This is a genomic window from Pseudoalteromonas sp. CO342X (assembly GCF_004208915.1).
GTDB classification, from domain to species: domain Bacteria; phylum Pseudomonadota; class Gammaproteobacteria; order Enterobacterales; family Alteromonadaceae; genus Pseudoalteromonas; species Pseudoalteromonas maricaloris.
Genome location: NZ_SGPH01000010.1, coordinates 207,632 through 220,118, shown reverse-complemented (window position 1 = coordinate 220,118; position 12,487 = coordinate 207,632). Strand labels below are relative to the sequence as shown.

13 protein-coding genes are annotated in these 12,487 nt (G+C 43.3%); 4 read left to right on the top strand and 9 right to left on the bottom strand.

The features are described from left to right. Window positions 1–25: 25 nt before the first annotated feature. From EXT47_RS02995 to EXT47_RS02985, 3 genes are read right to left on the bottom strand one after another with little or no spacing between them, the layout of a single operon-like run. Window positions 26–1,057 carry an ABC transporter ATP-binding protein gene (locus EXT47_RS02995; RefSeq protein ID WP_130125859.1) on the bottom strand — a complete coding sequence of 344 codons (1,032 nt, stop codon included), beginning with the start codon at window positions 1,055–1,057 and terminating at the stop codon, window positions 26–28. After that, window positions 1,057–2,688: an iron ABC transporter permease gene (locus tag EXT47_RS02990; RefSeq protein WP_130125858.1), complete on the bottom strand. Its 1,632-nt coding sequence runs from the start codon at window positions 2,686–2,688 to the stop codon at window positions 1,057–1,059. The genes EXT47_RS02995 and EXT47_RS02990 overlap by 1 nt, the downstream gene beginning before the upstream one ends. Then, window positions 2,688–3,641, bottom strand: coding sequence for a Fe(3+) ABC transporter substrate-binding protein (locus EXT47_RS02985; protein WP_223193682.1), 954 nt, complete (start codon window positions 3,639–3,641; stop codon window positions 2,688–2,690). The genes EXT47_RS02990 and EXT47_RS02985 overlap by 1 nt, the downstream gene beginning before the upstream one ends. A gap of 829 nt (window positions 3,642–4,470) precedes the next feature. Between EXT47_RS02985 and EXT47_RS23800 the strand changes: the two genes are divergently transcribed. Further along, a complete protein-coding gene (locus EXT47_RS23800) occupies window positions 4,471–4,647 on the top strand; it encodes a hypothetical protein (RefSeq protein ID WP_165383789.1) in 177 nt (58 codons plus the stop codon). 321 nt (window positions 4,648–4,968) lie between these two features. Here the strand turns inward: EXT47_RS23800 and EXT47_RS02980 are convergent, their stop codons facing one another. Then, window positions 4,969–5,634: a tRNA-uridine aminocarboxypropyltransferase gene (locus EXT47_RS02980; RefSeq protein WP_130125857.1), complete on the bottom strand. Its 666-nt coding sequence runs from the start codon at window positions 5,632–5,634 to the stop codon at window positions 4,969–4,971. Window positions 5,635–5,771: 137 nt separating this feature from the next. Here EXT47_RS02980 and EXT47_RS02975 point away from each other — a divergent pair, with 137 nt between their 5' ends. After that, window positions 5,772–6,314 carry a GNAT family N-acetyltransferase gene (locus EXT47_RS02975; RefSeq protein ID WP_039493795.1) on the top strand — a complete coding sequence of 181 codons (543 nt, stop codon included), beginning with the start codon at window positions 5,772–5,774 and terminating at the stop codon, window positions 6,312–6,314. 51 nt (window positions 6,315–6,365) lie between these two features. On the opposite strand, the gene EXT47_RS02970 is transcribed toward EXT47_RS02975, so the two are convergent. The 3 genes from EXT47_RS02970 to zntR form a co-directional block, all read right to left on the bottom strand. Next, window positions 6,366–7,460, bottom strand: a complete 1,095-nt coding sequence (locus EXT47_RS02970; RefSeq protein ID WP_039493796.1) for a 1-acyl-sn-glycerol-3-phosphate acyltransferase — start codon at window positions 7,458–7,460, stop codon at window positions 6,366–6,368. Window positions 7,461–7,627: 167 nt separating this feature from the next. Then, on the bottom strand, window positions 7,628–8,902 hold the full coding sequence (locus tag EXT47_RS02965; RefSeq protein WP_130125856.1) for an SO_0444 family Cu/Zn efflux transporter: 1,275 nt from the start codon (window positions 8,900–8,902) through the stop codon (window positions 7,628–7,630). Continuing rightward, on the bottom strand, window positions 8,895–9,302 hold the full coding sequence (zntR, locus tag EXT47_RS02960) for a Zn(2+)-responsive transcriptional regulator (RefSeq protein WP_010606066.1): 408 nt from the start codon (window positions 9,300–9,302) through the stop codon (window positions 8,895–8,897). The genes EXT47_RS02965 and zntR overlap by 8 nt, the downstream gene beginning before the upstream one ends. 91 nt (window positions 9,303–9,393) lie before the next feature. On the opposite strand from zntR, the gene EXT47_RS02955 reads away from it, so the two are divergent. Then, window positions 9,394–10,341 carry a D-2-hydroxyacid dehydrogenase gene (locus tag EXT47_RS02955; RefSeq protein WP_130125855.1) on the top strand — a complete coding sequence of 316 codons (948 nt, stop codon included), beginning with the start codon at window positions 9,394–9,396 and terminating at the stop codon, window positions 10,339–10,341. A 197-nt stretch (window positions 10,342–10,538) separates the two neighbouring features. Continuing rightward, entirely contained in the window at window positions 10,539–10,919 is a 381-nt protein-coding gene (locus tag EXT47_RS02950) for a DUF3192 domain-containing protein (RefSeq protein WP_010372325.1), read from the top strand. A gap of 132 nt (window positions 10,920–11,051) precedes the next feature. Here the strand turns inward: EXT47_RS02950 and EXT47_RS02945 are convergent, their stop codons facing one another. Continuing rightward, entirely contained in the window at window positions 11,052–11,441 is a 390-nt protein-coding gene (locus EXT47_RS02945; RefSeq protein WP_017216428.1) for a hypothetical protein, read from the bottom strand. A gap of 140 nt (window positions 11,442–11,581) precedes the next feature. After that, window positions 11,582–12,484: a diguanylate cyclase gene (locus EXT47_RS02940; protein WP_039493801.1), complete on the bottom strand. Its 903-nt coding sequence runs from the start codon at window positions 12,482–12,484 to the stop codon at window positions 11,582–11,584. Window positions 12,485–12,487: the final 3 nt, after the last annotated feature.

Sequence of the window (12,487 nt, the reverse complement as noted above, 5' to 3'; positions counted from 1 at the left end):
ACTCCCTGCGTTTATTCATTTGCTATTAAGAAAAGAAATTTACAGCATGTGCCTTAATTTTTAAAGAGATTGGTTGATTTAAGTCGAGCGGTTCATGCGCTGGATGCGGTATTTCGAGCTCTTGTCCCTCTAATGCAACACGATAAATGTACTCTGTTCCCATAAAGCGTTGATTGAGTACTTTAACGCTGCCAAGCTCAGCGTTTTCTAACGTAATGTGCTGTGGCCTCACATACATTACACCTTTCGCGTCGATATTACCGAGCTCAACGAGAGACTTTACGGCACCAAATTGGGTTTCTACCGACGCGCCATTCACTCGCTGTGCAGGAATATAAATACCCTGACCCAAAAACTCGGCAACCATTTTGCTCTTTGGTCGTTGGAATAATGTTCTCGGCTCGCCCACTTGTGCGATTTTCCCTTTATCCATAATTGCCAACCGATCGGCAAAAGCAAAAGCTTCTTCTTTCGAGTGACTAACAAAAATCGCGGAAACTTGCTGATCTTTGATTATACGGCGAATATCGTTAATTAACTGAAACCGCACTTGAGCATCTATATTTGAAAATGGCTCATCAAGCAGCAACAAATTTGGCTTGTACGCCAGTGCTCGCGCAATTGCGACACGTTGTTGCTGGCCACCTGAAAGCTCGTGTGGAAAGCGGTCGCTATAGTCTTGCAGCTGCACCAAATGGAGCATTTCAGCTACTCGGTCTTGACGTTCACGCTTGCTTTTTGAGGTTAATCCAAACGCGACATTTTGCGCCACAGTGAGGTGTGGGAATAGCGCATAGTCTTGAAACATCATGCCAATATTGCGTTTCTGTGGAGGTACGAAAGTGCCATTACCATTCATGGCTTTGCCTAAAATACTCACAGAGCCTTGAAATGGTTCAATCAAGCCCGCTATCGCCTTCAGCGTGGTAGTTTTACCGCAGCCACTGGCACCAAGCAAACAAACAATCTCGTTTTGTTCTACGGTCAGATTTAGGCTATCCACAACGGCTTCACCGTCATAGCGATAAGAGAGATTTTCAAGCACTAAACTATGCATTAACTTCGCTGCTCCATAGAACGGTTTACAACATAAAGCGGAATTAAACCAACCAACACAATAAATAACGCAGAGACAGAAGCCAACTCCAGCTGCTCATCACTCACATATTGGAAAACGTGTGTTGCCAGTGTTTCATAATTAAAGGGTCGTAATAACAATGCCGCTGGAAGTTCTTTCATACACTCAATAAAAACCAGCAGCGCTGCGGTTAAAATGCCGCGACGCAGCAATGGCAAATGTATTGATAACATGGTTTTGAAACGATTGCGACCCAACGAAAAACTTGCCATATCTAGACTTGGGCTGATCCGCTGATAACTCGATTCGACCGCGCCTTGCGCAATCGCATAAAATCGTACAACGTAAGCGAAAACCAGCGCAAAAATCGTCCCGCTGAACAGCAAGCCAGGCTCAAATGAAGTACCTTCAAGCCAAGTATTTAGCTTGTCGTCTAATAAAGTGAGTGGAATAAGTACTGCAATTGCCAGTACGGTGCCCGGTAGCGCATATCCGGTACTTGCAAGCTTGCCCGGTAGCGTGACGCGTTTACCACTGCTAACTCGCTGGTTAAACACCACCAGCATGCTCATGATAATTAATACCACGCTCACCCAAAGCGCTATTTTTAAACTTTGCCACGCATACAAGAAAAAGTCGTCATTCCAAGCTTGTTCAAAATAGTCGATGGCGTAATCTGCAAGCACCCATGTAGGCACGATAAAAGCCGCAATAAGAATAAGCCAACAAAAAGCGCTAGCGAGCCAAGCCTGCGCGCCTTTAAGATGATAAAGCGTGGTACTGTTAACACTCGACTGGCGCTCATGCACCACCTGAGTTGGGCGGCTCACTCGCTCCAGTGTTAGGGCTAAAAATAAAAACAGTAACATGATGCCTGAAATTTTAGCCGCAGCAGTAAGTGAATAATAACCCAACCAAGTATCGTAAACGGCGGTGGTTAGTGTACTCACAGCAAAGTAATGTACGGTTGCAAAATCTGCCATGCTTTCCATGGCGATCAGTGCCAGCCCCGCCACAATCGCCCCTCGCGACAAGGGTAAACTTACCTTAAAGAAGCTCTGTGAAGGCGACTTGCCCATCAATTGGCTGGCTTGCACCAGCTTAAACGACTGCTCTCTTAGCGCCGTTCTAAAAATCAAAAACAAATAAGGATAAAGCACCAGTGCAATCATCACGATAGCACCTGACAAAGTGCGAATATCAAAAAACCAATAATCATCTGGAGATTGCCAACCAAACCACTCTCGCAGTGCTATTTGTACAGGCCCTGCATAATCTAGCAAATCGGTATACACGTATGCAATCAAATAGGTTGGCATCGCAAGCGGTAGCATCAACGACCATTCGAAAAAGCGCCGTCCAGGAAATTCACAATACGCGGTTAGCCAGCCAAGTGGTAGCGCGATTAAAGCGCAAAGGGTGCATACCCCCACAATCAGCAAAATCGTATTGCGGACATAATCCCACAGAACGGTATCCCAAAGGTGAGCAAAGACTTCGGAGTCAGGTTGTAGCGACTCAAAGATTAAAAACATCAGCGGGACTGATAGGCTAAGCCCTATCAGCCACGCAAAACTCTGCCATTTAGACAGTGAAAATGATAATTGCATTAAAGGTCAAATTTTACCTCATCGATTAGCTTAAGCGCTAACGGACGGTATTTACTGATCTCTGACAATGGTAGGCTGTCTTCCTTAAACTCACCCCAAGATGCCACAAGTTTCGATAACTCGACGCCAGGTTTAACCGGGTATTCCATATTCATCGACGCATACATATTTTGCGCCTTATTGTCGGTCATAAACTCAATGAGTTTCAAGGCATTTTCTGTATTTTTAGCGTGCTTGGTCAAGACAACACCAGAAACGTTAATATGTGAACCACGATCTTGTTGATTTGGGAAGTTGATATACACCGCTTCGGCCCAGGCTTTTTGTTTCTCATCTTCCATCATCTTACCGAAGTAATAGCTGTTTCCAATGGCCAAATCACACAGTCCTTCTTTTACTGCTTTGACTTGTGCGCGGTCGTTACCTTGAGGCTTACGAGCTAAATTTTTCTTCACGCCTTCAAGCCATTCTTTGGTTTTTGCTTCGCCATGATGGGCAATCATAGACGCCACTAAACCGAGGTTATAGGGGTGTTTACCTGAGCGCGTACATATTTTACCGCGGTATTGTTCATCCGCTAGCGCTTCATAAGTAAGCGCATCTAACTTGCCTACACGGTCTTTTGCAGAATATACATTGCGCACACGCTTAGTAAGCGCAACCCACTGACCTTCAGGATCTCTGAAGTTCGCTGGGATATTCTTAGTGACGGTTTCGCTGTTAATTGCTTGTGTTAGGTTTTCGTCTTCAAGTTGAATTAGCGCACTGAAGTTTGAAGTGAGTACAAGATCGGCACGGCTATGCTTGCCTTCACGCTTAACACGCTCGATTAAGCCTTTTTTTGCAAAAACCACATTGGTCTTGATACCGGTTTGCTTGGTGAAGTCATCCAAAATAGGTTGGATCAGAAAAGGTTGTCTAAACGAGTAGATATTAACTTCCTCTGCAGCCATTGCTGGTAGGCAAGTAAGCGTTGCCAGTATAGTAACAAGTGCTTTTTTCATAAAGACTCCATTAGGTAAACAATAATTATTATCAACTAATTCTACCTGTAATTGTGCCGTTTTACACCCTGAATATTTGAAACTACGCTCAAGATAAAATTAGCGTTGTAGAAAACGGGAGAATTACCTGTGAGATATATCTCACTTAGCTACCAGAAATTGAGTAAAGACGTGTTGAAATAACACTCGGAATTAAAGTAACCAATTAAAAAATATAAAGTTATTTATTATTACTAGAAAAAGACGAAAAAAAGATTGAATTTCACTGCTCCCGATTTTTTTTAGTCTGCTTATACTTAACAACATCTCAGGAAGAGAGATAAAGGATACACAGGATACGCTCAGGGCAGGACTTGCTAATGGATAAGCACCCACTTAAAGGAATATAGGGAAAAGCGAGCGAGATTGTATGTCACATGGTGTGATTACATTAAAGGACAGGGATTTAAGATTCATGATGAATCTAAGGATTGCTTCAGGGGAGAGGCTAAACGTTGAGGGATAACGTTACTGCATTGGATATGCAGGTGGTTAAGGATGAGGAAGGAAGGTACATCGGATGTACTGGTAAAATGTGGCTTAGGAGATGCCAATTGTTGCAATTAACAGCGCAACACCTAGCTTGAAGCAACACGTTCAGGCTACCAAGTGCCAAGGTAAAACAAGGTGATGATTGGCACTGCTATTTTGGAAAGTAGCAAATAGGGACAATTAGAACAAGGGCTTGTTCTTGGCAAGTGGATGGCAATGGATAAGACAGCGGACGTGTAAAAGGAAAATGGACACAGGGCTAGATGCCTTTATTCGCAAAACGAGAACACCAAGCGATGCCATGGAAGAGGAAAGATTCAGGACGTTGAACTACTCAACTTTGCAGGATGCATTTAGAAGATTCCGTAAGCGCGACTCAGCAATGGGTCGCGCGCTTCTTATTTTGTTCCTATCTATCGCGTGAGATTGCGTTTGTGTTGTCGAGATGTTTGTATTGTCGAGATAAATCTCGACCTACCAACATCTTGCTTGCTGTGCTGCGTAAACAATGGTTTTTTATCGAGATAAATCTCGACCTACCGGCATCTTGCTTGCCGTATTTCGTAAACAACTCAGTTTTTTGTCGAAATAAATTTCAACCTACCATCATCTTGTTGGCCGTACAGCGTAAACAATTCAGCTTTTTGTCGAGATAAATTTCGACCTACCAACATCTTGCTCGCTGTACCGCGTGAACAATACTGTTTTTGTCGAGGTACACCTCGACCTACAGTTAAGGCTCGGCCTACAGTTTGCTGCGCTTACCCTTTAGGTAAGCGTCTCTGAAGTCGATAAAATGCGCGGTTAATTTATCTGCCGCATCCTGCTCGCCGCATTCGGCAAACAATACACACGCAACTTCTGCCGTACCAAGCTGATGTTCATGCGGCGCGACTCGTAGCTTGTAATCCGAGAGCTTTTCAGGGGCGATGGATAATACAGGTAAATTATCTAGGTAGGGGCTCTTTCTGAACATTTTCTTAGCTTCACGCCATGTGCCATCCAAAAAGATAAATAGTGGTGTTTTATTTTCAGTGCGGGTCACCTTAGTAATTACCCGTTCAGGCTCCACGCCCAGCTCTGGGAAAACAACTATTGGTGCATACTGCTCATCCGAAAGAAGCGCTAATAACGCAGCGTCAGGCTCAGTTCTGTCCCAACGAAAGGCATGATTATCTGGGATCACATCGGCAATCAAGCGTCCGGTGTTAGAGGGCTTAAAGCTTTCATTATGATACATAAGCAAACACACAGCACAGTCTGCTTTGGCCACTTCGACTTTATCACAAATACATAGAGTCGTGGCTAATAAGCAGCATTCACAACGCGCAAGCTTTGATCCCCTTGCCTTATATTCGCGTTGAGCCGCAGCGATTTGACGCTGTCTAAGCGCTAGTACTGAATTATTCACTCTGTTCCCCCTCTAAAAATGCCGGCGTATTTTAGTAAAGCGCTCGGCTGGCGTCTACGCAAACTTATGCAACATATTTACTCATGACATAAGCTTTTGTACTCTAAAGTTTTATTGGGCTTCATTAGGAGTAAAAAATGCAAGTAAAGGATTCTGCAAGACTGAGTTATCGCCTACTCACCCCACAAGATGCACAGCTGCTCGCCGATCTTGATAGCGACCCTGAAGTAATGAAATACATCACAGGCGGTCAGACTAACTCACTTGAAGAAGTAAAAGCCGTATATATTCCACGTTTAACCGAGTATACGGACGAGATCAAAGGTTGGGGGCTTTGGGGCTGTTTCGAGCTGCAAAACAAGGCATTTATTGGTTGGATTTTGGTTCGCCCTGCTAACTTTTTTTCAGAACAAAGAAACGATCAGGATTTAGAACTCGGTTGGCGTTTTAAACAAGCTTCTTGGGGCAAAGGGTTTGCAACAGAGGCCGCACAACATCTTATTCCAGACCTAATAGCAGCAAATCCTACCTTGACGCACTTGAGCGCTATCGCTGAAGAAGAGAACCTTGGCTCCATCAATATTATGAAAAAACTTGGGATGAGTTATGTGAAAAAAGGGCTTCACAAAGATATTTTAGGAGATATGGAAGTCGTTTATTATCATAAAGTTCTTAATTAATCGAACAAAAGCGCAACCACTTAACACCACGGTTGCGCATGCTCACTACTATTAAATGCCTTTGCGACGCAGTGGTTCGGCATACATGCTCAACACCAATTGCTTCAGCTCTTCCGGTACAGACTCTAGTTTAGAGATAAAGTCCTCTTTATCTTCTGGACTCACTTGCGCATCATCGCCTGCTGCTAGATGATTGGTTGAATGCAGATAGTATAAATCTAAAATCTGTTTATCAATGACATTCGCCAGCTCATCTGGGTTTTCAACATCCGCAGTGATAGGGTCGCCAAATGCGATATGCACATGGCCTTTATCTGAACTAAAGCCCTCGACAATGCTAGCAATGTCTTCGCCTTGTGCTTTCACATATTGGCCAAACTGCTTTTTATGGTATAGCTCTTTAGCCTTAGCAACCGCACATGGCTCATATTGATAGGAGATAGCAACGGGCACAATTCTGAGCTGCTTTACATAATCTGAAAAATCTAGCTTCTGTTTGCGACCATTGAGCTGTAGCATTTTTAACAGTGCCGGATCGGTTTGATCCACCCCATCCTTCGCACGCCCCTCTTTTTGCGCAATCCAAATGGAGTTACCTTCACTTAATGAGTCAGAAATATAGGCTGAAAGCTGGGTTAATGCTTTTAGCATTTCTTTCGGCGCCTTTGCCGAACGTTTTACAATAAAACTCTTATTAAGACGCATAAGCTCAGTGATATAAGGTACTTGCAGTAAGTTATCACCAATAGCGATACGTACCGTACGCATATCTTGCTGATGCAAACCCCAGTTAACAAGTGCAGGGTCTAATACGATGTCACGGTGGTTTGAAATAAATAAATACGAGGTATTCGAGTCTAATGTTTCAAGGCCAGAATAAGTCACTTTAGACGTCGTTTTATTGATTAAAATTTGCAGATAGTACGCCACTTCATCTTGTACTTGTTCAATCGTACAAAAATCTCCCCACTTCTTTTTTAGTTTCATTCTTACGAGTGGGCGTGCAATTGCTGGCCAAGCATTCAACCAAGCTGGCAGGTTATATTTGGCGATCACATCAATAAATTGATCATCACCTAGTAGACGTGCCAGTGCTGGCACTACTTCATCATCATTATACGGTCTAATGTCAGCGTATTTATCCACTCTACTTCTCAAATTGTCGGATTAACGAATACTGGAACGCATTCTATCGTGTCAAATAAACAGACGCTAAGCATTTCATGTCTGACCACCAAGGCGATATACCAAGTTGGAACAATACATGCTTAAGCGTCATGCAATTGTAATACGGTAAAAAGTACCACAATAGTTTATCTTCTAACAACTTTACCTAATTTGAGTATAGCTAATCTTAGTAACAGTGCTGCTAATAATGCGCCCATCGATACTGTTAACCAATGTGGTAGCACTTCGTGCTCTTCACCTATCATTGGCGTTACCACAAAACCGTAAGTATTGACCAAGTAATCAGTTAAATAGCCAAAGATAAGTGCAACCCCAATGACGCCGCCCAAGTAGGCAAACACGGCACGACGCCCTAATTCTTTACCAACCACCCCAATTGTGGCGATGTTAGTTGCAGGGCCTGCGAGCATAAATACCAATACAGCACCGGGTGACACACCAGCCAGTAATAAACCCGCAGCGATTGGAGTTGAAGCGGTGGCACAAATATACATTGGGATACTAATAAGGATAACCACTAGCATGGCGATAATACCGTCGCCCCACTGAGATAAGAAAGACTCAGGCACAAAGGTTTGCACTAACGCTGCAAAGAATAAACCGATAAGAAGCCAAACTGCAGTGTCAGACAGTAATTGATTACAGCTGAACTTAACAGCTTCTACAATTTTACCAAAAACCCCTTGGTTTTCAGGTACAGGGGCAGGCTCACAACAACTTGTCGTGGCTGATGCGGAATCGCAACAACTGGTTACGGCAGGCTTCGTAGTATCACAACAAGACATATTCGCCCCTGCCATTGATAATTGCGGGCCTGCAGGCGCACAGCAGCTTGAGCTTACTTTTACGGTTTCCACTTTAGTACTGGCGCAACAGCTATCATGGCTGTGATGCTTTTCAGCAGGCTTTGGCTCTGGGTGATGATTAGCGTCACAACAACCGCTAGTCGCGTTTGTATCCCCTGAGATATTAAGGTGCTTTAGCGGCACAGGCTTATCATCTTTCTCACTGCCAACGAGCAACCCTGCCGCAATTGCGCTAACCACAGCTGCAATTGGCCTAATTATCGCCATAAAAGGACCAAGTAGCACATAAGAAACCGAGATAGAATCCACTCCAGTTTCAGGCGTTGAGACTAAAAATGCGGTTGTCGCACTTTTCGAGCCCCCCGCTCTTCTCAGTCCCACCGCAGCAGGAATAACGCCGCAAGAGCAAAGCGGCATAGGCGCCCCAATCAGCGCTGCCTTTATCGTCGTCCAAAACCCTTCTTTCCCTAAATGCTTTTGCAACAAATCTTTTGGAATAAATACATTAAGTAACCCGGCCAATATGAGGCCAAGCAGTAACCACGGGGCAGATACTAAAAATAGCTGCCAAAAATTTACTATCAGTTCATTCATCGATAGCCTCCAAGGCCGTTAAAATCGAGCAGCTCACTGCCGCTTCCTTACCGCCGCAGCATTGCTCTGCTAGCGTCGATAACGATTGTTCAAATTTTTGTAACTCAGCGATCCGCGCTCTCACTAAATCCCGTTTAGTGATAGTCAGCGTTTTCACTTCTTCACAACTGTGCTGATGCTTTTCAAACTTTATCTTCAGCAAGTCTTGCACTTCTTTGAGGCTGAACCCCACTTCCTTCGCGCGAAGAATAAAGCGCATTTGCTTTTCACTTTGCTCATCAAACAACCGATACCCGCCCTCGCTCCTTGTGCAAGGGTGTAGGAGATCGTTTGCTTCATAATACCTTAACGTGTCAGTTGATACGTTAAGCCGCTTTGCCAGCTCACCAATCTTTACCACTTTACACTCCCAAGTCCTGAAGATTATCCTAGTCGACATCACAAGTATAAACCTTAGAGTTAACTCCAAAGTCAAGAAAAGGATAAAAATAATGCAAATCGTGGTATTAGACGCTAAAACCCTTGCAGGAACCGATCTTTCTCCCATTGCCAAACTAGGCACATTAACGTCTTACGACACCACGCTCAGTGATGACATCATCACACGCTGTAAAGATGCAGCAGTCATCATCACCAATAAAGTACAGTTAACTGAACAAGCAATCGCGGCGTTACCACAATTACGCCTGATTTGTGTTGCGGCCACAGGCGTCAACAACATCGATTTGGCAGCCGCAAAAGCCCATCAAATTGCGGTGGCTAATGTGGCTGGTTATTCGACCCCTTCTGTAGTGCAGCACACCTTTACTATGCTTGGTAACTTAATGACAAATATTCATCGTTATCAGCAAGACTGCTATGCAGGGCTTTGGCAACAAAGTGACATGTTTTGTCGTTTGGATTACAGCATCAACGAAATTGCAGGCAAAAACTTTGTGATCGTAGGCCATGGAACGTTAGGAGAAGCCGTTGCAAAAGTCGCACAAGCATTTGGAGCTCAGGTAATTGTTGCCGAACGTAGGGGCGTAACTGAGGTTAGAGCAGGACGAATGGCTTTTGAAGAAGCACTGCAGATTGCGGATATTGTATCGATTCACTGCCCGCTTACCGCTGAAACAGAAAACCTGATTTCAAGTGCTGAATTCGCTCTACTTCCAAATCATGCCTATATTATCAACACCGCAAGAGGCGGAATAGTCAATGAGCAGGCGCTGGTGGATGCACTAACTAACAAACAAATAGCTGGTGCTGCTGTGGATGTCCTCACTCAAGAGCCGGCACAAGCAAGCAACCCTCTCGTTCAATACCAAGGGGAAAACTTGCTTTTGACACCGCATACGGCATGGGCAAGTAAAGAGGCCATCGAACGTTTAGTCGGCGAAATTGCCATTAATATTGAAAGTTTTGTGGCTGGGACAACGAGAAACCGAGTGGTCTAGATTATTGTTTTAGTGAGTGATATCGCTAAATGTTAGTGAAAACCATCAACTATAAACTGATTAAAAACCAACAACAAACTGATATTTATAAACTTTATTAATTGGCAAAGAGTTTGCAACTCTTGTGATAATTCAAGCAAAAACAAATGGCTGTTTGCATTATTTGCTCAGCAACAAAATTAAAAAGGAAAACAACAATGAAAAAATTAATGTTAGTGGCTGCGCTTAGCTCTACTCTATTATCAGGCTGTATCGTTGCTGTATCCGACGGTGAAGTAGAGCACGGTTGGGCTTCTGAATACAACTCGTCTAACTGGGAACATAAACAGCGTAAAAATCGTGAAAAGATTGCCAACCTTGAAATGGGCGCGTCTTACTCATCAGTAAAAGACATGTTTACAACCCCTGATTTTAGCGAGTTGGTGTCAAAAGACGGCGATAACTATCAAGTACTGTACTATGCAACCAACAGTAAACACTCAGACGGCAAAGTAACAAAAGATGAGTGCACGCCATTGGTATTCAAAAACAACCAACTGGTTGGCTTTGGCGACAACGCATTAAAGCAAATTCAGTAAGACTTTATCTCACCAAGGATGGTGAATAATCTGAGTAAACTGACGCACAGTTGTGTGTGTCCAACTCCTTATTTTCTTGTCATCTTAATAAGTTAAAAACAAAACAGAGCCAAACTTTAATAACCCAGCCTATTAAGCTGAACTGTCCTCTGATACCAGCTCATACCTATACTTCCATTCGAAATAGGCAAGCATGATGACAAACATAGCTTCACAAACAATAAAAGCAATACCAATTAGACTTGCAACGTTAAAATACTGAACAACCACTCCAGCGCAGACTAGCGCCCAAAAAAGATTGCCGAACACTAAAAGCTGCAAATGTTTTATGTTCTTCGCTTTTTGAATGGCAAGGCTAAAAGAGTACGCGCCATACAACAGATTTGATAATGCGATAAAGATAATGGTTTGTTCAGGTATATGATAGATCGCACCAATCATTGAGTGGAAAAGCAATACGATTAATCCCACGGATATAGCCGCAATACAATCCACCCAAATTATTTTACGCCGTATATCCATAGAATAAACCTAACACCACACCAAAAGGCACAACATACTCAGTTAAAGATCTATAAAGCATGAGCATAGCCAAGCTTTATGCGGTGCACTTATGGTCTGAATGCGAATATGCTTTCGCTCCTGCATATGGCTTTAGATATTTATAGTGCTTTAATAAATACCGTACTTTGCTGCTTTTGGGCAACTGCAAGGGCACTATCTGCCATTTTTATCAGCTCACTAAGCTCACTACTGCAGTGATTTTCAATATGAACTGCACCAATGCTAACGCTCACATGCGCACATATCGGTGAAGCAATATGGGGGATTTTTAACGCATTAACCGAGTCGTGCAGCGCTTCTGCTATCTCATTAATTACGTCGATATTATGCTGAGTTAGTACCAACGCAAAACGAGTACCATCAAAGCGGCCAATAAATAAAGAACGTCGGGTTGCGCCTTCTTCTAGCGCTTTGGCGACTTTAAATAAACAATCATCACCGTGCATGTAGCCATAATGCTCATTAAACGTTTTAAAATAGTCCACCTCAACCAGCATAACGGTAAAAGCACTGCCATCAGCTTTTGCGCTTTCTAATGCTGATTTCATCGCTTCATCTAGATATCTACGATTGGGCAACTCCGTTAAACCATCGATAGAGGCTAGCTTTTCTAGCAGATCATTTTTCTTTTTTATTGCTAAATGGTTTTTGATTCTGGCTTTTACAATCAAAGGGTTAAAGGGTTTAGTAATATAATCCACTGCCCCTAACTCCAAACCTCGTGCTTCATCTTTAAAGCTCACACTACCGGAGATCACGACAACGGGAATACCGTAAGTGCTCGCATCCTTTTTTAGGCACTCTAAAACAGAAAATCCAGCGCCGTCAGCCATTAACACATCTAAAATAATAAGGTCTGGTTTACTTGCTTTTAGTTCATCAATACATAACTTAGTGTCTGTGCTATGGGATAACCGATGGCCGTCACCTAATGTATTGCTTAGGACCATCTTATTTATTGGGTCATCATCAATAATAAAAATGTGCTCAGCTTGCTGCATCTT

Bases quoted from the DNA above. Each gene is read 5' to 3' on its own strand.
- EXT47_RS02945 (WP_017216428.1), bottom strand. From the start codon at position 11,441: ATGGATATACGGCGTAAAATAATTTGGGTGGATTGTATTGCGGCTATA.
- EXT47_RS02975 (WP_039493795.1), top strand. From the start codon at position 5,772: ATGCAAGTAAAGGATTCTGCAAGACTGAGTTATCGCCTACTCACCCCA.
- EXT47_RS02955 (WP_130125855.1), top strand. From the start codon at position 9,394: ATGCAAATCGTGGTATTAGACGCTAAAACCCTTGCAGGAACCGATCTT.
- EXT47_RS02940 (WP_039493801.1), bottom strand. From the start codon at position 12,484: ATGCAGCAAGCTGAGCACATTTTTATTATTGATGATGACCCAATAAAT.
- EXT47_RS02965 (WP_130125856.1), bottom strand. From the start codon at position 8,902: ATGAATGAACTGATAGTAAATTTTTGGCAGCTATTTTTAGTATCTGCC.
- EXT47_RS02995 (WP_130125859.1), bottom strand. From the start codon at position 1,057: ATGCATAGTTTAGTGCTTGAAAATCTCTCTTATCGCTATGACGGTGAA.
- EXT47_RS02990 (WP_130125858.1), bottom strand. From the start codon at position 2,688: ATGCAATTATCATTTTCACTGTCTAAATGGCAGAGTTTTGCGTGGCTG.
- EXT47_RS02950 (WP_010372325.1), top strand. From the start codon at position 10,539: ATGAAAAAATTAATGTTAGTGGCTGCGCTTAGCTCTACTCTATTATCA.
- EXT47_RS02985 (WP_223193682.1), bottom strand. From the start codon at position 3,641: ATGGCTGCAGAGGAAGTTAATATCTACTCGTTTAGACAACCTTTTCTG.
- EXT47_RS23800 (WP_165383789.1), top strand. From the start codon at position 4,471: ATGGACACAGGGCTAGATGCCTTTATTCGCAAAACGAGAACACCAAGC.